At 62.5% G+C, this 21,595-nt stretch carries 11 protein-coding genes; 3 read left to right on the plus strand and 8 right to left on the minus strand.

Annotation, left to right across the window (positions count from 1 at the left end):
• The first annotated feature begins 37 nt into the window (after positions 1–37).
• From LJU29_RS10305 to LJU29_RS10315, 3 genes are all read left to right on the plus strand, one after another.
• Entirely contained in the window at positions 38–13,048 is a 13,011-nt protein-coding gene (locus LJU29_RS10305; protein ID WP_306459397.1) for a non-ribosomal peptide synthetase, read from the plus strand.
• A gap of 163 nt (positions 13,049–13,211) precedes the next feature.
• Complete coding sequence (locus LJU29_RS10310) at positions 13,212–14,624, plus strand: aspartate aminotransferase family protein (protein WP_257112240.1); 1,413 nt, start codon at positions 13,212–13,214, stop codon at positions 14,622–14,624.
• 81 nt (positions 14,625–14,705) lie between these two features.
• Complete coding sequence (locus LJU29_RS10315) at positions 14,706–14,924, plus strand: MbtH family protein (RefSeq protein WP_003304661.1); 219 nt, start codon at positions 14,706–14,708, stop codon at positions 14,922–14,924.
• A gap of 292 nt (positions 14,925–15,216) precedes the next feature.
• Here LJU29_RS10315 and LJU29_RS10320 read toward each other — a convergent pair whose 3' ends face one another.
• From LJU29_RS10320 to LJU29_RS10355, 8 genes are read right to left on the minus strand one after another with little or no spacing between them, the layout of a single operon-like run.
• Positions 15,217–16,134 carry a metal ABC transporter substrate-binding protein gene (locus tag LJU29_RS10320; protein ID WP_257112242.1) on the minus strand — a complete coding sequence of 306 codons (918 nt, stop codon included), beginning with the start codon at positions 16,132–16,134 and terminating at the stop codon, positions 15,217–15,219.
• Entirely contained in the window at positions 16,135–17,034 is a 900-nt protein-coding gene (locus LJU29_RS10325) for a metal ABC transporter permease (protein ID WP_005734064.1), read from the minus strand.
• Positions 17,034–17,798: a metal ABC transporter ATP-binding protein gene (locus LJU29_RS10330; protein WP_005746819.1), complete on the minus strand. Its 765-nt coding sequence runs from the start codon at positions 17,796–17,798 to the stop codon at positions 17,034–17,036. Before LJU29_RS10330 ends, LJU29_RS10325 begins: the two co-directional genes overlap by 1 nt.
• Complete coding sequence (locus LJU29_RS10335) at positions 17,795–18,727, minus strand: metal ABC transporter substrate-binding protein (protein WP_054076453.1); 933 nt, start codon at positions 18,725–18,727, stop codon at positions 17,795–17,797. Before LJU29_RS10335 ends, LJU29_RS10330 begins: the two co-directional genes overlap by 4 nt.
• Positions 18,728–18,762: 35 nt before the next feature.
• Positions 18,763–19,329, minus strand: coding sequence for a DUF6162 family protein (locus tag LJU29_RS10340; protein WP_054076454.1), 567 nt, complete (start codon positions 19,327–19,329; stop codon positions 18,763–18,765).
• A complete protein-coding gene (locus LJU29_RS10345) occupies positions 19,326–19,658 on the minus strand; it encodes a hypothetical protein (RefSeq protein ID WP_004664615.1) in 333 nt (110 codons plus the stop codon). The genes LJU29_RS10340 and LJU29_RS10345 overlap by 4 nt, the downstream gene beginning before the upstream one ends.
• Positions 19,655–20,197, minus strand: coding sequence for a PA2404 family protein (locus LJU29_RS10350; RefSeq protein WP_257112244.1), 543 nt, complete (start codon positions 20,195–20,197; stop codon positions 19,655–19,657). Before LJU29_RS10350 ends, LJU29_RS10345 begins: the two co-directional genes overlap by 4 nt.
• Positions 20,194–21,420, minus strand: coding sequence for a PepSY-associated TM helix domain-containing protein (locus LJU29_RS10355; protein WP_257112246.1), 1,227 nt, complete (start codon positions 21,418–21,420; stop codon positions 20,194–20,196). Before LJU29_RS10355 ends, LJU29_RS10350 begins: the two co-directional genes overlap by 4 nt.
• Positions 21,421–21,595: the final 175 nt, after the last annotated feature.

Genomic DNA, 21,595 nt, shown 5'->3' on the forward strand with positions numbered 1-21,595 from the left:
TCTTATCTGGCACGCCGAATCTAGCAGGAACTCCATCATGGATGCGTTTGAACTCCCCGACACTCTGGCCCAGGCTCTTCAGCGTCGCGCCTTGCACACGCCGGATCGGCTGGCGCTGCGTTTCCTCACCGACGAGAAAGACCAGGGGCTGGTGTTGACCTACCGTGACCTGGACCTGCGCGCGCGGACCATCGCTGCTGCGCTGCAACGTCAAGCCGTGCCGGGTGATCGGGCAATTCTGCTGTTTCACAGTGGGCCGGACTATGTCGCTGCGTTTTTCGGCTGCCTGTACGCCGGGGTCATTGCGGTGCCGGCTTACCCGCCGGAATCCAATCGTCGTCATCATCAGGAACGGCTGCTGTCGATCATCGCCGATGCCGAGCCACGGCTGGTACTGACCGGTTCCGACCTGCAGCCCGCCTTGCTGCAGATGGATGAGCTGGCTGCTGCCGATGCCCCGCAACTGCTCTGCGTCGATACGCTGGACAGTGCGTCTGCCGACAATTGGCAGGGGCCACAATTGCAGGCCGACGACATCGCTTTCCTGCAATACACCTCGGGCTCGACCGCCTTGCCCAAGGGCGTGCAGGTCAGCCATGGCAACCTGGTTGCCAACGAACTGTTGATTCGTCATGGCTTCGGCATCGACGTCAATCCGGACGACGTGATCGTCAGCTGGCTGCCGCTGTACCATGACATGGGCCTGATCGGCGGCTTGTTGCAGCCGATTTTCAGCGGCGTTCCGTGCATCCTGATGGCCCCGGCTTACTTCCTCACGCGGCCATTGCGCTGGCTGGAAGCTATCAGCGAATACGGCGGCACCATCAGCGGCGGGCCCGACTTTGCCTACCAGCTGTGCAGCGCGCGGGTCAGTGATTCTGCGCTGGAGCGGCTTGACCTGAGTCGCTGGCGCGTGGCGTATTCCGGCTCCGAGCCTATCCGCGAAGACAGCCTGAATGCGTTTGCCGATAAATTCGCCAGTTGCGGCTTCACGCCGGACAGCTTCATGGCCTCCTATGGGCTGGCCGAAGCCACGCTGTATGTAGCGGGTGGCAAACGCGGCAAAGGCATTCCTTCGTTGCGTTTGAATGCGCAGGCGCTGGCGCGCAATGTGGCAGAGTTGGGCGACGGTCAGCCAGTCATGAGCTGCGGCACCGGCCAGCCGGGGCATGGCGTATTGATTGCCGACCCCGCCACACTGCAAGTACTGGACGAAAACCGTATCGGCGAAGTGTGGGCCAGCGGGCCGAGCATCGCCCACGGTTACTGGCGCAACCCTGAAGCCACCGCCAAGGCGTTCGTCCAGCATGACGGCCAGACCTGGCTGCGTACCGGCGACCTGGGCTTTCAGCGGCATGGCGAGTTGTACATCACCGGTCGTTTGAAAGACATGCTGATCGTCCGTGGCCACAACCTGTACCCGCAGGACATCGAGAAAGTCGTCGAGCGCGAGGTCGATGTGGTACGCAAAGGCCGTATTGCGGCATTCGCAGTCAATCAGGACGGTAGCGAAGGCATCGGCATTGCCGCCGAGGTCAGCCGCAGCGTGCAGAAAATACTGTCCGCCGAGGCGCTGATCAAGATCATTCGCCAAGCCGTTGCCGAGGCGTTTCAGGAGGCGCCGAGCGTTGTGGTGCTGCTCAATCCGGGCGCTCTGCCCAAAACTTCCAGTGGCAAGTTGCAACGTTCGGCCTGCCGCACGCGTCTGGCCGATGGCAGCCTGGACAGTTACGCGGTGTTTCCCGCGAACAATACAACGCATCAAAACCGGACCCTGAGCACAGGATCGGACCTGCAAGCGCAGATCGCCAGTGTCTGGTGCGAGCATTTGCAGTGTGAGCAGGTCAGCGCCGACGATCATTTCTTTCTGCTGGGCGGCAACTCCATCGTCGCCACCCAAGTGGTGGCAAGGTTGCGTGAAACACTGGGCATCGACCTGAACCTGCGCCTGCTGTTCGAAGCGCCGACGCTGGCCGCCTTTGCGGCGCAGATCGAAGCGCTTCAAATCGCCGCATCGCAAGGCGACAGCCAGACGCAGAACGCTATCGTCCGCCTGCCGGGCAACGAGCATCTGCCACAATCGCTGGCACAGAACCGCCTGTGGTTCCTTTGGCAACTTGACCCGCAAAGCAGCGCCTACAACATTCCCGGTGGTCTGTACCTGCGTGGCGAACTGGACACCACGGCGTTGCGTACCAGCTTCCAGCGCCTGATCGAGCGCCATGAATCGCTGCGTACGCGCTTCTACGAGCATGACGGTGTCGCCCTGCAGCGCATCGACGCGCCCGGTGAGTTCCATTTCGACACTCTGGATATCAGCGACCTGCCGAGCGACGAACGCCAGACGCGTGCGCTGGCGATCCGCGAAGAGCAGGCGCGTCTGCCATTCGATCTGCAAAACGGCCCGTTGCTGCGCGTTACGCTGCTGCAACTGGACGAGGAAGAGCATCAGTTGCTGGTCACGCTGCACCACATCATTGCCGATGGCTGGTCGCTGAATGTGCTGATCGACGAATTCTCGCGGCTCTATGCGTCGGCTGTTCAGGGGCAGCCACTGGAACTGGCACCTCTGCCACTGCGTTACGCCGACTATGGCCAATGGCAGCGCGAATGGCTGGCAAACGGCGAGGCCGAGCGCCAGCTCGACTACTGGAAGCAGCAACTGGGCGATGAGCAGCCAACCCTGGAATTGAGCACTGATCGTCCGCGCTCGACACATCAGCAGCACAGCGCTTCGCGTTACAGCCTGCGCCTGAGTGCCGAGCTGAGCGCCGCCGTACGCAACACCGCGCAAGCCTGGCAATCAACGTCGTTCATGCTCTTGCTGGCGGGCTTCCAGGCCTTGTTGCATCGCTACAGCGGGCAGACCGACATTCGCATCGGCGTGCCCGGTGCCAACCGTCCTCGTCATGAAACCCAGGGCCTGATCGGCTTCTTCATCAACACCCTGGTGCTGCGTGCGCAACTCGATCCGCGCCTGCCGTTTTCCACACTGCTGGCCCAGACCCGCCAGGCCGCGCTGGACGCTCAGGCGCATCAGGACGTGCCGTTCGAACAACTGGTCGAAGCGTTTCCGCAGGCCCGCGAACACGGGCTGTTTCAAGTCATGTTCAACCACCAGCAACGCGACCTCGGCGCATTGCGTCGCCTGCCGGGGCTGCTCGCCGAAGAACTGCCGTGGCACAGCCGCGAGGCCAAGTTCGACCTGCAACTGCACAGCGAGGAAGACCGTAACGGTCGCCTCAATCTGTCCTTCGACTACGCCGACGAGCTGTTCGAGCGCGACACCATCGTGCGTCTGGCGCGGCACTACGTTCAGTTGCTGACCCAGGTCAGTCAGCAGGCACAGGTCGCGCTGGGCGACGTGCAATTACTTGGCGCTGACGAGCTGGCCGAACAGGCGCAGTGGAGCGCTGCCGACTGCACGCCTGCACACGTCTGGCTGCCTGAAATGCTGGAGCGTCAGGCACTACAGACTCCCGAGCGCATCGCGCTGGTGTGGGAGGGCGGCAGCCTCGATTTCGCCAGCCTGCATACCCAGGCCAACCGTCTGGCGCATTACCTGCGCGACAAGGGCGTCGGCCCGGACGTCAAGGTGGCAATCGCCGCCGAGCGTTCGCCGCAACTGTTGATCGGTCTGTTGGCAATCCTCAAGGCCGGGGGCGCCTACGTGCCGCTGGACCCGGATTACCCGATTGAACGACTGGCCTACATGCTGCAAGACAGCGGGGTTGAGCTGCTGTTGACCCAGAGCCATCTGCTCGGCGACCTGCCGAGCGCAGACGGGGTCTGCACGGTTGCGATGGACATGCTGCACCTGGACAACTGGCCGGTCAGCGCGCCGGGCCTGCACCTGCACGGCGACAACCTGGCCTACGTGATTTACACCTCCGGCTCCACCGGTCAGCCCAAAGGCGTCGGCAACACCCACGCGGCACTGGCCGAGCGCCTGCAATGGATGCAGGACACTTATGGGCTGGATGAAAGCGACGTGCTGATGCAGAAGGCACCGATCAGCTTTGACGTGTCGGTCTGGGAATGCTTCTGGCCGCTGATTACCGGTTGCCGCCTTCTGCTGGCAGGCCCCGGCGAACACCGCGACCCGCATCGCATCGCGCAATTGGTCAACGAGCACAATGTGACCACGCTGCACTTTGTGCCGCCCCTGTTACAGCTGTTTGTCGACGAGCCGCTGGCGCAGCAATGCACCAGCCTGCGTCGCCTGTTCTCTGGCGGCGAAGCATTGCCGAGCGAACTGCGCAACCGGGTGCTGGAGCATCTGCCGGGCGTACAACTGCACAACCGTTATGGCCCGACCGAAACTGCGATCAACGTCACCCATTGGCAATGTCAGGTTAGCGACGGCCTGCGTTCACCGATTGGTCGTCCGCTGGGTAACGTGCTGTGCCGGGTGCTGGACAGCGAGCTCAACCCGCTGCCGCGTGGGGTTGCCGGGGAACTGTGCATCGGTGGCATCGGCTTGGCGCGTGGCTACCTGAATCGTCCGGGCCTGACCGCCGAGCGCTTTATCGCCGATCCGCTGGGCCAGCCGGGTGAGCGCTTGTACCGCACCGGCGACCTGGTGCGCTGGGCCGCTGACGGTGCGCTGGAATACCTTGGGCGTCTGGATCAGCAGGTCAAACTGCGTGGCTTCCGCGTCGAACCGCAGGAAATCGAAGCCCGTCTGCTGGCCCAGCCGGGTGTTGGTCATGCTGCCGTGCTGGTGCGCGAAACCGCCGCCGGCCCGCAACTGATCGGTTACTACACTGCCGAAGCCGGGCAGGATGTTCAGGCCGAGCGCATCAAATCGGCGCTGGCTCTGGAACTTCCGGATTACATGGTCCCGGCGCAGCTGGTGCGCCTCGACAGCATGCCGCTGAGCCCGAGTGGCAAGCTGGATCGACGCGCCTTGCCCGAGCCGCAATGGCAGACTCGCGAGCATGTCGAGCCGCAAACCGACCTGCAAAAGCAGATTGCCGCTGTCTGGCGCCAAGTGCTGGGCGTGTCGCGCGTCAGCCTGCGCGACGACTTTTTCGAGCTGGGCGGGCACTCGTTGTTGGCCACGCAGATCATTTCCCGGGTGCGTCAGGCCTGCGATATCGATTTGCCGTTGCGTGCGCTGTTCGAAGCCAGCGAGCTGGGCGCGTTTGTCGAACAGGTTCAAACCATTCAGCTGTCGGGCGAACGCAGCAGCCTGCAACCGATTGCCCGTGTCGACCGCAGTCAACCGGTGGCGCTGTCCTATTCGCAACAGCGTATGTGGTTCCTCTGGCAGATGGAACCGGACAGCCCGGCGTACAACGTCGGCGGCATGGCACGCCTGAACGGCGTGCTCGATATCGAACGTTTCGAAGCCGCGCTGCAAGCCTTGATCCTGCGCCACGAAACCCTGCGCACCACCTTCCCGAGCGTCAACGGCGTAGCCTGCCAGAAGGTCAGCGAACAGACTGGCCTGCGCGTGCAATGGCAGGATTACTCAGCGCTGCCTGCCGAGCTTCGTCAGCAGCGCCTTCAGGCACTGGCCGACAGCGAGGCGCATCAGCCTTTTGATCTGGAGACCGGTCCGCTGCTGCGTGCCTGTCTGGTCAAGGCGGGTGATCTTGAGCATTACTTCGTTCTGACCCTGCACCACATCGTCACCGAAGGCTGGGCGATGGACATTTTCGCCCGCGAACTGGGCCTGCTCTACGAAGCATTTCTGCAAGGCAAGCCGTCGCCGCTGGAACCGCTGGCGGTGCAATATCTGGATTACAGTGTCTGGCAGCGTCAGTGGATGGAGGCGGGCGAGCGCCAGCGCCAGCTGGATTACTGGACCGCGCAGTTGGGTAACGAGCATCCGCTGCTGGAACTGCCCGCTGACCGGACACGCCCAGCGGTACAAAGTCATCAGGGCGAACTGTACCGTTTCGACCTGAATCCCGAACTGGCCGCGAAAGTCCGCGCGTTCAACGCCCGCAATGGCTTGACCCTGTTCATGACCATGACCGCCACACTGGCGGTGCTGCTCTACCGTTACAGCGGCCAGAATGACCTGCGCATCGGTGCGCCGGTGGCCAACCGCATCCGTCCGGAAAGCGAAGGGCTGATCGGCGTGTTTCTCAACACCCAGGTGCTGCGCGTGCAGCTTGACGGGCAAATGAGCGTTGCGCAGCTGTTCGAACAGGTTCGTCACACCGTCATTGAAGGCCAGTCGCATCAGGACCTGCCGTTCGATCATCTGGTCGAAGCCCTGCAACCGCCACGCAGCGCGGCCTACAACCCGCTGTTCCAGGTGATGTGCAACGTGCAGCGCTGGGAATTCCAGCAAAGTCGCGAGCTGGCGGGCATGACCGTTGACTATCTGGTCAACGATGCGCGTGCCACCAAATTCGACCTCAACCTGGAGGTCACTGAGCTGGATCACCGCTTGGGTTGCTGCCTGACCTACAGCACCGATCTGTTCGACGAGCCGCGCATCGCACAAATGGCCGAGCACTGGCTGAACCTGCTACAAGCACTGCTCGCCGACCCGCAACAGCGCCTGAGTGAACTGCCGCTGTTGCAGGACGACGAGCGTCAGCAACTGCTCGACAGCCTCGGCGTCGAAGCCGGCGAACAACGACTTGATCAGTGCATTCACAGCCTGTTCGCCGAACAGGCCCGGCTGCGCGCAGATGCGCCTGCGTTGACCTTTGCCGGGGAAACCCTGAGCTACGCCGAGCTGGACGCCCGCGCCAACCAACTGGCCGGAATGCTGCGCCAGCGCGGCGTCGGCCCGCAGGTTCGCGTCGGCCTGGCGCTGCCACGTTCGCTGGATATGGTTGTCGGCCTGCTGGCGATCCTCAAGGCCGGTGGTGCCTACGTGCCACTGGACCCGGAATATCCGTTGGAACGCCTGCACTACATGATCGAAGACAGCGGCGTCGGCCTGCTGTTGAGCGACCGTGCGCTGTTTGCCGCGCTGGGCGAGCTGCCTGCCGGTGTGGCCCGCTGGTGCCTGGAAGACGATCAGCCGCTGCTGGCGTCTTTCTCAACCGATGAACTGCCGTTTATCAGCCTGCCGCAGCATCAGGCGTACCTGATTTACACCTCCGGCTCTACCGGCAAGCCCAAGGGGGTGGTGGTGTCCCACGGTGAAATCGCCATGCATTGTCAGGCGGTGATTCGTCGCTTCGACATGCAGCCCGATGACTGCGAACTGCATTTCTATTCGATCAACTTCGATGCCGCCACTGAGCGCCTGCTGGTGCCACTGCTCAGCGGTGCGCGCGTGGTATTGCGCGCCCAAGGCCAGTGGGACGCCGAAGAAATCTGCACGCTGATTCGCCAGCAGCAGGTCAATATTCTCGGCTTCACCCCCAGCTATGGCAGCCAGTTGGCGCAGTGGCTGGCCACTCAAGGCCAGACCTTGCCGGTGCGCATGTGCATCACCGGCGGTGAAGCGCTGACCGGTGAACACTTGCAGCGTATTCGCGCAGTCTTCCAGCCGGAACTGTTGTTCAACGCCTATGGCCCGACCGAAACCGTGGTCATGCCGTTGGCCAGCCTGGCCCCGCAGCAATTGGAAGAGGGCGAAGCCAGCGTACCGATCGGTCGTGTGGTCGGGGCGCGGGTTGCCTATATTCTCGACGCCGATCTGGCCCTGGTGCCACAGGGCGCGAGCGGCGAACTGTATATCGGCGGTGCCGGTCTGGCGCAGGGCTACCATCAGCGCCCCGGCATGAGCGCCGAGCGCTTCGTGGCCGACCCGTTTGCCAGCAACGGCGGGCGTCTGTATCGAACCGGCGACCTGGTGCGCCAGCGCGCCGATGGGCTGGTGGAATATCTGGGGCGTATCGACCATCAGGTGAAGATTCGTGGCTTCCGTATCGAGCTGGGGGAAATCGAAACCCGTTTGCTGGAACACGAGGCCATCCGCGAAGCCGTGGTGCTGGCGTTGGACACGCCGTCGGGCAAGCAACTGGCGGGTTATCTGGTCAGTGATGTGGCCGGGCAGGGCGACGAGCAGCAGGCGCAATTGCGTGAATCGCTCAAGTCGCACCTCAAGGCGCAACTGCCGGATTACATGGTGCCAACTCACCTGATCCTGCTCGACAGCATGCCGCTGACCGCCAACGGCAAGCTCGACCGACGCGCATTGCCTGCACCGGACCCGGAACTCAATCGTCAGCATTACGTAGCCCCGGCCAGTGAACTGGAGCAACAGCTGGCAGCGATCTGGTGTGCGGTGCTGAATGTGGAGAAAGTCGGCCTCAACGACAACTTCTTCGAACTGGGCGGCGATTCGATCCTGTCGATTCAGGTGGTCGGCCGGGCGCGTCAGGTGGGTATTCATTTCAGCCCGCGTGATCTGTTCCAGCACCAGACCGTGCAGACCCTGGCCGCCGTGGCGACCGCCAGCGAACTGATTCAGGCCGAACAGGGCCTACTGCAAGGCGCATCCGCGCTGACGCCGATCCAGCACTGGTTCTTCGACACGCCGATCCCCGAGCGTCAGCACTGGAACCAGTCGCTGGTGCTGGAACCGATCAATGCACTCGACCCGCGTCTGCTGGAGCAGGCACTGCGGGCGCTGCTCGAACAGCATGACGCACTGCGCCTGAGCTTCACCGGGCAAAACGGCAAATGGCAGGCCGAGCACCGCGCCGTCACCGCCGAAACCCTGTTAATACAGGCGCAGGTCGCCGACATGGCCGAATGTGCCGCGCTGTACGCCGACACCCAGCGCAGCCTCGACCTGCAAAACGGCCCGCTGTTGCGCGCCTTGCTGGTCGATGGTCCGCAGGGTCAGCAACGTCTGCTGATGGTCATTCACCACCTGGTGGTCGATGGCGTTTCGTGGCGGGTGCTGCTCGACGATTTGCAAACTGCCTATCGACAGTTGAGCGAAGCAACGCCAGTGCGCTTTGCCGCCAAGACCAGTGCGTTCCGTGACTGGGCCGCACGTTTGCAGGCCTACGCGGGTAACGAATCGTTACGTGAAGAGCTGCACGTGTGGCAGCGTCAGCTTGGCGGTCCAGTGGCGCAGTTGCCGTGCCACAACCCGCAGGGCGGCCAGCAGAATCGTCATGCGCAAACCGTCAGCGTGCGGCTGGATGCCGAACGTACCCGACAACTGCTGCAACAGGCACCCAGCGCATACCGCACTCAGGTCAACGACCTGCTGCTGACGGCGTTGGCGCAAGTGGTCTGCCGCTGGAGCGGGCAACCATCGACGCTGGTCCAGCTGGAAGGGCACGGCCGCGAAACCCTGTTTGACGACATCGACCTGACCCGCACGGTCGGCTGGTTCACCAGCGCTTATCCGCTGCGCCTCACGCCAGCAGTGGCTGGCGATGCAGCGCCGGGGGAGTCGATCAAGGCGATCAAGGAGCAGCTGCGTCAGGTGCCGCACAAAGGCCTGGGCTATGGCGTGCTGCGCTATCTGGCCGACAGTGCCAGCAAAGCCGCCATGCAGGCGCTGCCGGTGGCACCGATCACCTTCAACTACCTCGGTCAGTTCGACCAGAGCTTCGCCAGCGATGCGTTGTTCCGTCCGCTGGAAGAGTCAGCGGGCGCGGCCCACGATCCGCATGCGCCGCTGCCCAACGAGCTGAGCATCGACAGCCAGGTGTATGGCGGCGAACTGCTGCTGCGCTGGACCTTCAGTGCCGAGCGTTATCAACCCGCGGCCATCGAAGCGCTGGCGCAGGATTACCTGACCCGGTTGCAGGCGCTGATCGCCCATTGCCTGAGCGATGGCAGCGGTGGCCTGACGCCTTCGGACTTCCCGCTGGCCGATCTGGATCAGGCGCAACTCGACGCACTGCCGGTCGCTGCGACGCACATCGAGGACGTCTACCCGCTGACACCAATGCAGGAGGGCATGCTGCTGCACACCCTGCTGGAACCGGGCACCGGCCTGTATTACATGCAGGACCGCTATCGCATCAACAGCGCGCTCGACCCGGAGCGTTTCGCCCAGGCCTGGCAGGCGGTGATCGCCCGTCATGAAGCGCTGCGCGCCTCGTTCTGCTGGGACATCGGCGAAACCATGCTGCAGGTCATCCACAAGCCGGGTAGCACGCCGATTGATTATCTGGACTGGCGTGATGTACCGGAGGACCAGCAGGAGCCGCGTTTGCAGGCCTTGCTCAAGTCCGAGCGCGAGGCCGATTTCAACCTGCTCGATCAGCCGCCGTTCCACCTGCGCCTGATTCGCGTCGATGAAGCGCGCTACTGGTTCATGATGAGCAACCACCACATCCTCATCGATGCCTGGTGCCGTTCGCTGCTGATGAACGACTTCTTCGATATCTACACTGCGCTGGGCGAAGGTCGTGAAGCACAACTGACGCCTGCCCCGCGTTATCGCGACTACATCGGCTGGCTGCAACGCCGTGGCCTGACGCAGGCGCGTGACTGGTGGCAAGACAACCTGCGCGGCTTCGAACGGCCGACGCCGATCCCCAGCGACCGGCCGTTCCTGCGTGAACATGCGGGCGACAGCGGCGGCATGGTCGTGGGCGATTGCTATACCCGCCTTGATGAACGCGACGGCGCACGACTGCGCGAGCTGGCGCAGCAGCATCAACTGACCGTCAACACCTTCGCCCAGGCAGCGTGGGCCTTGACCCTGCGGCGCATGAGCGGTGATCGCGACGTGGTGTTCGGCGTCACGGTGGCCGGTCGTCCGGTGGAACTGCCGCAAATGCAGCGCACCGTTGGGCTGTTTATCAACACCATCGCGCTGCGCGTCGGCATGCCCGGCGACGATCAGCGTTGCAGCGTGCGCCAGTGGCTGAGCCAGTTGCTGGACAGCAACATGCAACTGCGCGAGTACGAATACCTGCCACTAGTGACCATTCAGGAAAACAGCGAACTGCCCAAAGGCCAGCCGCTGTTCGACAGCCTGTTCGTGTTCGAGAATGCGCCGGTGGAAGTTTCGGTGCTCGACCGTGCGCAAAGCCTCAACGCCACGTCGGATTCCGGTCGCACCCACACCAACTATCCGCTGACGGCCGTCTGCTATCCGGGTGATGACCTGAGCCTGCATCTGTCTTACGACCAGCGTTATTTCGATGAGTCCACCGTGCAGAACATGCTCGGCGAGTTCAAGCGTCTGCTGCTGGCGCTGATCGAGGGCTTCCACGGCGACATGAGCGAATTGGCACTGGTCAGCGAGCAGGAGCGCACGTTCCTGATCGAGGGCTGCAACCAGAGCGAGCACGCGTACCCGCTGGATAAAAGCTACGTCGAGCTGTTCGAAGCGCAGGTCGAAGCACATCCGCAGCGCATTGCGGTCAGTTGCCTGGATCGCCAGCTCAGTTATGCCGAGCTGAATATTGCCAGCAACCGTCTGGGCCATGCCCTGATCGAGGCCGGTGTCAGTTTCGATCAGCCGGTTGCCTTGCTCGCCGAGCGTGGCGTTGAACTGCCGGGCATGATCATCGGCAGCTTCAAGGCCGGTGGCGGTTACCTGCCGCTGGACCCGGCGCTGCCCGATTCGCGACTGAGCGGCATCATCGGCCAGAGCGGCACGCCGCTGCTAGTGTGCAGCGCGCAATGTCTGGAACAGGGCAGGGCGCTACTTGAAGCGCTGCCCGAGTCCGCTCGTCCGCAGTTGCTGGTCTGGGAAACTGTGCAGCAGAGCGAATCAGCGCAGCACAACCCCGGCCGCTACAGCGCACCGGACAACCTCGCTTACGTGATCTTCACCTCCGGCTCCACCGGGCTGCCGAAGGGCGTGATGGTCGAGCAGCGCGGCATGCTCAATAACCAGTTGAGCAAGGTGCCATATCTGAGCCTGAGCGAAAGAGATGTCATCGCCCAGACCGCTTCGCAGAGTTTCGACATCTCGGTCTGGCAGTTCCTCGCTGCGCCGCTGTTTGGCGCGCGGGTGGACATTGTCCCGAACGACATCGCCCGCGACCCGCAGGCCTTGTTGGCGCATGTGCAGGCCCAGCGCATCAGCGTGCTGGAAAGCGTGCCGTCGCTGATAACCGGCCTGCTCGCCGAGCAACAGGCAACGCTCGACAGTCTGCGCTGGATGCTGCCGACAGGCGAAGCCATGCCGCCCGAGCTGGCCAGCCAGTGGCTGCAACGCTACCCGCAGATCGGGCTGGTGAATGCCTATGGCCCGGCTGAGTGTTCCGACGACGTGGCGTTCTTCCGCGTTGATGCAGCGTCCACATGCAGCGCTTATCTGCCGATCGGTTCGCCGACCGACAACAACCGCCTGTACCTGCTCGACGAAGCGCTGGACCTCGTGCCGCTGGGCGCAGTGGGTGAGCTGTGCGTGGCCGGGGCCGGGGTCGGCCGTGGTTACGTCGCTGATCCCTCGCGCAGCGTGCCGGTGTTCGTGCCGCATCCGTTCGGTGCACCGGGCGAGCGTCTATACCGCACCGGTGACCTGGCGCGGCGGCGCAAGGACGGCGTGCTGGAATACGTCGGCCGGGTCGACCATCAGGTGAAGATTCGCGGTTATCGCATCGAGCTGGGCGAAATCGAAACCCGCTTGCTGGAGCATTCGGCGATCCGCGAGACGGTGGTGCTGGACGTCGACGGTCCGCTGGGCAAAGTGCTGGCGGCCTATCTGGTGCCAAGCGCTGCCACGCAGGATCCCGATGCGCTGCGAGACGAGCTGAAAAACCACCTCAAAGCCAGCCTGCCGGACTACATGGTGCCTGCGCATCTGGTGATTCTGGAGGCCATGCCACTGACGCCGAACGGCAAGCTTGACCGCAAGGCCCTGCCTGCGCCGGACGTCAGTCAGGCGCAGCAGGAATACCTCGCGCCGCAGACCGAGATGGAGCAGCAACTGGCGACCATCTGGGCCGATGTGCTCAAGGTCGAGCGGGTGGGCATTACCGACAACTTCTTCGAGTTGGGAGGGCACTCGCTGCTCGCTACCCAGGTCGTGACCCGTGCGCAGAAGCTGTTGCAGCGCAACGTGCCATTGCGGGCGATGTTCGAATTCAACACCGTTCAGGCGTTGGCCGAGCATCTGCAAAGCCTTGGCGGAGCGCAGGTTGACGAGCAGAAATTCGACCGTCTGGCGGACTTGATGGCGGAACTGGAAGGGCTCTGATCGGCCTCTCGTCGGCGCGCTGGCGTTGCGGATAAAAAACTCGTAACCGGGTGTAAATCCGCAGCTCGCTGGCGCGTTTTCAAGGGAAGGAATAAACGCCTGAACCCGCATGGCCAACCGTCATGCATCAGGTCATTCAACCAGCGTATTGAGGGTTGCACAGATGTCAGTTGCTACCAGGCTTATCGATGATCAGTTGACACGGGTTGCCCCGGCAGCGGCTGAAACGCTCTATCAATTCGAAGAGTCGCCATTGCTGGCCCGGCAAAATCGCCAGGAATCCAATGCGCGCAGTTACCCGCGGCGCATCCCGCTGGCGCTCAAACGAGCCAAGGGCATTCACGTCGAGGACGTCGAAGGGCGGCGCTTCATCGATTGCCTGGCAGGCGCGGGTACGCTGGCGTTGGGGCATAACCATCCAGTGATCATCGAAGCGATTCAGCAGGTGATCAATGATGAGTTGCCGCTGCACACCCTGGACCTGACCACACCAGTCAAAGACCAGTTCGTTCAGGACCTGTTCGGCCTGCTGCCGCAACAACTGGCCGATGACGCGAAGATACAGTTCTGTGGCCCGACCGGTACCGATGCAGTGGAAGCCGCGCTGAAACTGGTACGCACTGCCACTGGACGCAGCACGGTGCTGTCGTTTCAGGGCGGTTATCACGGCATGAGCCAGGGCGCGTTGAGCCTGATGGGCAGCCTGGGGCCGAAAAAGCCGCTCGGCGCGTTGCTCGGCACAGGCGTGCAGTTTCTGCCGTACCCCTATGATTACCGCTGCCCGTTCGGGCTTGGCGGCGAACAGGGCGTGCGTGCCAACCTGCATTATCTGGAGAACCTGCTCAACGACCCGGAAGCCGGTGTGCAGTTGCCTGCAGCGGTCATTCTTGAAGTGGTGCAGGGCGAGGGCGGGGTCATTCCTGCTGACCTGGACTGGTTGCGCGGCGTGCGGCGTATTACTGAAAAGGCCGGTGTGGCGCTGATTGTCGATGAAATCCAGAGTGGTTTTGCCCGCACCGGCAAGATGTTCGCCTTCGAACACGCCGGGATTATCCCGGACGTCGTGGTCATGTCCAAAGCCATCGGCGGCAGCCTGCCGCTGGCGGTGGTGGTTTATCGGTCATGGCTCGACACCTGGCTGCCGGGCGCCCACGCCGGAACTTTCCGTGGCAACCAGATGGCGATGGCTACCGGTTCGGCGGTAATGCGCTATCTTCAGGAACACAATATTTGCGAGCACGCGACGGCGATGGGCGCGCGCCTGTCTAGGCACTTGCATGCCTTGCAGCGTGACTTCCCGCAACTGGGCGATATTCGCGGGCGCGGGCTGATGCTGGGTGTCGAGCTGGTCGATCCGGCCGGTGTGCGCGATGCGCAGGGTCATCCGCCGGTATTTGCCCGTCTGGCACCGCTGGTCCAGCGCGAATGCCTCAAGCGCGGGCTGATTCTGGAACTGGGTGGTCGACACGGCAGCGTGGTGCGCTTCCTGCCACCGCTGGTGATCACCGCCGAGCAGGTCGACGAAGTGGCCGAAATCTTTGGTCGCGCACTCAACGCCGCTGTCGCACAGCTTTAATTTTTCGACGTAGCGATACGTTCAATCCCTATAGCTGCTATGAATTGGCACAGCAGCACTGAACCAACACGGAGAACAGCAATGACTTCAGTATTCGATCGGGAAGACATCGTCTTTCAAGTTGTGGTCAACCACGAAGAACAGTATTCGATCTGGCCCGACTACAAAGCCATCCCCAACGGCTGGCGCACCGTTGGCAAAAGCGGCTTCAAGAAAGAGTGCCTGGCCTACATCGAAGAAGTCTGGACCGACATGCGCCCCCTGAGCCTGCGCCAGAAAATGGAAGCGCAGACGGCCTGATTGAGTGTTATACACAAGTCCTGTGGGGGCGAGCTTGCTCGCGAAGAGGCCGGTACAGCCTTGACTATCGTGCGACGCTCCGCAACTGGCTATCGTGCGACGCTCCGCGTCGTCATGCCGTTCTGGACGCTCCGCGTCCTCTTTGCGACGCAGAGCGTCGCAACCTGCATTCCCACGCTGGAGCGTGCGGAACGATAATCTCAACTATCGTGCCGATGCTCCGCGCGGCTATCGTGCGACGCAGAGCGTCGCGACCTGCATTCCCCACGCTGGAGCGTGAGCAACGATAACCTCACCCCTTGCCAGCCAGCACCCCGATAACCCCCTGAATATCCCCCTGCAACTCCGCCAGCGGATCAGCGCCATCAATCCCCAACACCAGCAACGTGCTGCCTGCCGCTTCAATTGCAGACTTCACCGCTTCTGGCGGCTGACGATGATCAAGCACCAGCGCCACGTCGTTATCCTTGAGGGTCGCGCTCAGTTTGCTCAATGCCTCGGGCGTCCACTGTTCGTCGGTCAGCACCTGGCTGTCGATCAGCTCCAGATTCAGCCCGCTGATCAGGTAGCCGAAGTGGTCTGACAAACTCACCACACTTAAGTTGTCGGCACCGGCCAGTGCCGCTTCGCTGCTGGCACTCAGCTTGAGCAACTGCTGCTTGAACGCCGCCAGATTGGCCTCGATCTTCGGCTTCGCACTCGGTGCCAGGCGCACAAGGTCCGCCGCCAGCACATCGGCCATGCGCCCCATGTTGTTGCTCGCCAGCCACGGCTGACTGTTCAGCCCGTCAGTGCCCTGGCCCGGCTGCACGGCAATCCCCGGTAAACCACCGTCCACCGGGCGGGCTGCATCAATTTCGACGATGCGAATATTACTGCGGCGTGCGTTCGGGTAAAGCGGGTCATCGGCCCAGATCGACCGCAAGCCGATTACCGCATCGGCGTTGTTCGCCAAGCCGCGCAATGCATCGGCACCGCGCCCTGTGAAGTAAGCAGTCTGGCGCGAGCCGGGCAGGTTGGCCGCGGCAGCGCGTTCCAGCATGACACCGCTGTCCTTGAGCAGAATTTCCCCCAGCCCGTAGGTAATCGGCAGGCTGGCCAGCACCCGTACCGGTTGAGCGCTGTCGGCTTTGGCGTCGGCGGCATACAGGCTGTTGCTGAACAGGCCGGTCATGGCCAGCGCCAGGGTCAATGTACGTAAAGTAGGCATTTATCCAATATTCCCTTTCAGGGCGGGCAGCGTGCCGCGGGCGATGGCGGCCAGGGCAAAGGCAACGCCAGCCACCAGAATGATCGCCGCGCCGGACGGCACAGGCAGGTCGAAGACGATAGGCAGCAGAATGCCGCACAGGGTGCTGACGGTTGCGATGGCCACTGAAATCCAGAAAAAGCCTTTCAGCGACTGGCTCAACAGGCGTGCCGCCGCCGCTGGAATCACCAGCAACGCACCGACCAGAATCGCGCCGATGACTTTCACGGCGGCAACGGTGATCAGTGTGACCAGAATCACGAACAGGTAATCCAGCGCCTTCACTGCCACGCCGCGCACCGCAGCCAGTTGCGGATTGAAGCTGGCCAGCATGATGCGGTTGTACAACGGCAGGCTCAGGCCCATGACCAGCGAACCAACGATCAGCAACACCAGCAGGTCATTGCCGTTGACAGTCAGTACCGAGCCGAACAGCACGTTTTCCAGAATGTGCACGTTGATCTTGCCGGCCAGCACCAGCAGCAGGCTTGCGCCGAGCGCCAGGGACACTGAGAGGAACACGCCAATCAGCGTGTCCGGTGCCAGTCCGGTTCGGTTGCGCAGGTAGTTGAGGACGATACCGAACAGCAGGCAATAGCCGAACAGCGCGCCATAAGGCCCGGTGTACGGCTCACCGAGCAGAATACCGATGGCCACGCCGGTCAGTGCCGCATGGCCCACCGCTTCGGAGAAGAACGCAAAGCGCTTGACCACCACCAGCGTGCCCAGACCGCCCAGCACCGGGCCGATCAACAGGCCCGCAAGCAGGGCGTTGACCACAAAGCCATAGGCCAGCGCCTCCGGCAGATAGCCGGATGAAGCGAGGCCCTGAATGAACAGGCGAAACGTTTCGTAATCCATCACGCAGCGCTCCCGTTAACGGCATCGGCAGTGCGCGGATGAGCAGAAAACAACGTCAGCAGGCGTTCCGGCGTCAGTGCCGTGGCGGCAGGCTCGTCGAACAATACGCGGCGATTGAGCCCGGTCACCTGATCCGCCAGACGCCGCACCGCATCCAGATCGTGCTCGATCCACAGCACGGTGATACCGCTTCGGCGCCAGTCACCAAGCAGGCGCTCGAAGACTTGAATGCCAGCTTCATCCAGAGCCGACATCGGCTCATCCAGCACCAGTAATTGCGGCGCAGGAATCAGCCCCTGCGCCAGCAGCACGCGCTGCCGTTCACCACCGGACAACGCGCCCATGCGCCGCTTGCGCTTGTCCTGCATGCCGACCCGTTCCAGCGCATCGCCAATTGCTGCCGCGTAGTGTTTCGACAAGCCCATAAACGCCGGGCGTCGTTGGCACATGGCAGCCATGAAATCGTCGACGGTCATCGGCAGGCCGCGATCGAACTCCAGCGCCTGCGGCACATAGCCAATCAGGCCCGGCGCGGCAGGCCATTGCAGGCTCAATTGGCCTTGATGCGGTGTCTGCCCGAGCAGGGTCTTGATCAGCGAGCTTTTGCCGCCGCCGTTCGGCCCGACCAGCGCGTGTACGCTGCCAGCGCGCACGTTGAAATGCACGCGGTCGAGAATCGTCGTGCGGCCCAGGGTCAGGCTCACCTGGTTGAACTCGATGCCTGGCCCCTGGCTGACGATGTCGAGGTTCTGCGCGACAGTCATGTGCCCGACTCCTGAATGGCCCGCACCACGGTGTCGAGGTTGCCGGCCATTTCCTTCTCGTACTTGTCGGCGGTGTATTCGCCATAGGAAATGTGTGACAGCGGGTACAGCTTGACCCCGGATTCACGCTGGATGGTGTCGACGTAGGTGGACGGGAAATCCATCTCCGAGAAGATCACCTTCACATCCAGTTCGCGCAGTTGGTCGATGGTCTTTTTCAACTGGCTCGGGCTGGGCTCGATGCCATGTGCCGGTTCCACCACTGCTGTCACTTCCAGGCCGAATTCACGCAGCAGGTAGTCGTAGGCGGCGTGTACCGTGGCCACGCGCAGGTCGGCGTTGGGGGCCTTGGTCAGTTTGGCGAGGGCGTCGGCGCGCATCTGCCGCAGGCGCTTGCCATAGGCGCGGGCGTTGGCGGTGTAGGTTTTGGCGTTGTCCGGATCCAGCTTGCCCAGCTCGCGGGCGATGTTGTTGACCTGGGCGATGGATGCGCTGATCGACAGAAAGGTGTGCGGGTTGACCACCTTGCCTGCGCCGCGTGCTGCAACCCCGGTGGCGGCCAGCAACGGTACGTCGGCGTTGGCTTCGATGGTCTTGATGTTCGGCGTTTCGCTGGCCGCGATCATGCGGTCGGCGAAATCGTCGTGGCCGACGCCATTGAGCACGATCACGTCCAGCGAACCGATGCGCTTGATGTCCTCGGCGCGCGGTTCGTAGGCATGCGGGTTGAAACCGGCCGGGATCAGCGGCACGACGTCGGCCTTGTCACCGACAATATTGCTCACGTAGCTGTAATACGGGTGCAGCGTGATGCCGATGCGCAGGCGCTTGGCCGGGTCGGCGGCGTAGCTGGACGGTGCCAGCAGGGCGGCAAACAACCCTGCCAACAGGACGCGCAGCAAGGGATGGCGTTTGAATGAAATAGGCATGGGCAAGCGGTCTTCTTTCAAAGGAATGCGAAGTTTCAGTGTGGGTGCTGACGGGTTACGCCAGCATCGAATTGCGCGACGACCTGTTTCCAGCCCGCTTCGACCAGGGCTTTGTCGCCGAGGTCGCTGACAGGTGCGATCGAGGCGCTGCGGTTGATCCAGATGTCAGGCTGGTTGTCCGAATCGATGCGCATCAGAAACGAGCCGGCCACGTTCGGCGTCTGGCTCAGGCCCAGATAGGACTGCTCGACCATTTGCCACGCGTGACCGCCACGGCTCACCGAACTGGCGTCCTGGGCGAACGGCGCAAAGCCCTCGTCACCCAGTTGTTGCGGGGTAACAGGGGTTTGCTGTTCGGTTGCCAGCAGGCGAATTTCGTCGAGGGTCACGCGCAGGTCGGCGTAGATGCCTTGTTCGGCAGCGGTCAGGTCTCGTCGCGCATCAAGCTGATGGCTGGCAAGGCTGTGTGTTTCCTGAGTATCACGGTGCAGGCTGACTACCCCGGCCGCGACGCCGAGGATCAGCAGGCACAGCAGCAGGACGTACAGGGTTTCATGCCCGGCGCCGGCCGGGCGGACGATTTGTCGGGTTGGCGCACTCATGGGCTGGGGATGTCCGCCTGATCGATTTCCACCACATGGCCGGGGCCGGCATCGAACAGCACATAGAACTCGGAAGCCGGACGCTTGAAGGTCACGGTCGAATCCTCACCCAGCTTGCCGGGCACCAGGATGGTTTCGTCATAGCCGATCACGTCGAGGGTCACGCCCGGTGCGCCACTGCCGTCGGAAAAACCGCCGGTGCAGCGGATCTGCTCGTTGTCGATCTGTTTGCATTCGCACATCGGGTTGTGCGCCAGTGCGTTGCCACTCAAGCCAAGCAGGCACAGGGCGCTGGCCGTCAGCCAGCGCAGGGAAGGGCGGGCACTCATGGTTTGGCTCCTTGTTTTTTCAGCCACGCCACGGTGGTGGGCGAAGCCTGTTGAAGCGGAATGGAAGTCTGATGCACGGCGCCGTCCCAGCCTTCCATGGTGATCCACAGGTCTGAGTCGGCGCTGGTGTTTTCGGGAATCTGCATGAACGCACTCATGCGGTAGCCACCGCCAAAGAAAATAACCCCGGCGGTGCGCAGGCTGCGTGGTTTGCCGATGCGCAGGTAAGTGGCCTTGACCCGGTCGATGCAGGCGTTGCACAGCGCGGCATTGAAGCTTTTCATGTAGCCCGACGGGCCGGACAGGCGCGGGGCTTCGTTACGGTCTTCGGCCAGACGCAGGCTCCACGGGTCGACCTGAATCTCGCCGACGTCGCGTTGGCCAAGGCCCTGATCGCCGCGATCCAGCGCGTTGTCGGAGAAGTACTTGGGCATGAAGCCCAGCGGAATCAGCACCAGCAGCACGTTGATGTGGAAACGCCATCTGTGCCAGAAACGACTCAGCGACGATGCAGGTTGTGCAACAGCGGCCTTGCTCACAGGCTGTTCTCCGGGGTGCGGGTCGCCAGTGGCGAGCGGGTGGTGTCCGGAGTCGATGCCGGGGTGAAGGTGGCCGGGCTGGTTCTGGACTCACGCTTGAGGGCATTGAGCGTCGCCAGCGCGGTGCGCTTGCTCCAGATCAGCAGCCCGCTGAGCACCATCATGCTCAACAGCAGGCCGAAGAACGCCCAGATCAGCTTGATCCAGATACCGCCGAAGTCGCCGGTGTGCAGCGGGCGCATGGATTCGGTGACGAACTCCAGCTTGTTGCGGTCCGACAACAGGTGTGACGCTGCGATTTCGCCACTGTACGGGTTGATTTCGGCGGTCTGGAACATCAGCGGATACCAGCTGCGCCCGCCAACCTGCATGTTGCTGTAGGCATTGAAGGGCGGAGTGATGAAGCTGGCTTCAAGACCTGGAATTCGCTCCTTGGCGATTTCCACGGCCTTTTCCAGACTGATGGTCGGTGCCGGGCGGCCGTCGGCAGTCAGCGGCACGGTGCTGTGTGGAATGATCGAGGCAACCTGGGATTTGCTCGAGATACTGATCTGGTTATCGCCAAGAATCGCCTGAATCAGAAACCACGTGCCGGTGATGGAAATCACCGCAATGAACCAGATCGACCACACGCCGCTGAGGCGATGCAGGTCGCCCCATAAAATCCGCGGGCCCTGGCTGAAGCGTACCGGCTTGAAAAAGCCGCGCCAGAATTTCTTGTAGACCACCAGCCCGGTCACCAGCGACGCGAGCAAGGGCAGGCCGAGAATCGACACCAGGTACCAGCCCCACGAATAGCCATTGGTGAACGGCACCAGCCACCAGCCGTGCAGCGCGCGGGTGAAGCGGCGGAAGTCGAACGACGGCGTGAGGCCCTGAATCACCCCGGTGTAAGGGTTGACGTAAGCCGGCACCGAGCGGCCGTCCGGGTAGGTGACGAACACGCTCAGGGCGAAGTAATCGCCGTCAGGCTGCATGATTGTACCGACGATGAGGTCCGGCTCGTTGCGCTCGATGGTTGCGCGAATCTGCTCGAAGCTCATGCGTTGGGCGTCGTCGGAGGGGCGGTTGTCACGCATCTCCGGGTTGGCCAGCCACATGATTTCCTTGCTGATGACCGCCAGCGTGCCGGTCACACAGACGATCAGCACAAAAAACCAGATGGGCAGGGCAAGCCAGCTGTGGACGAGAAACCAGATTTTTGAACGGGACTTCTTCGACATGGATAAACAATCTCGATTCACGATGTAAAGCAGCCGCAAAGCGACTCCTTCTGTCTGTACGCGCGGGCGATATAAAGCCTCGCATTCAATTAAAGACGAATGAGAATGAGATTCCTGTAGGAATATTTTGCGTTTAAATGAAAAAAATTGTTTCAGAGCTACCGGAATCCCCCGT

The organism is Pseudomonas ficuserectae, from assembly GCF_024584585.1.
Lineage (GTDB): Bacteria > Pseudomonadota > Gammaproteobacteria > Pseudomonadales > Pseudomonadaceae > Aquipseudomonas > Aquipseudomonas amygdali.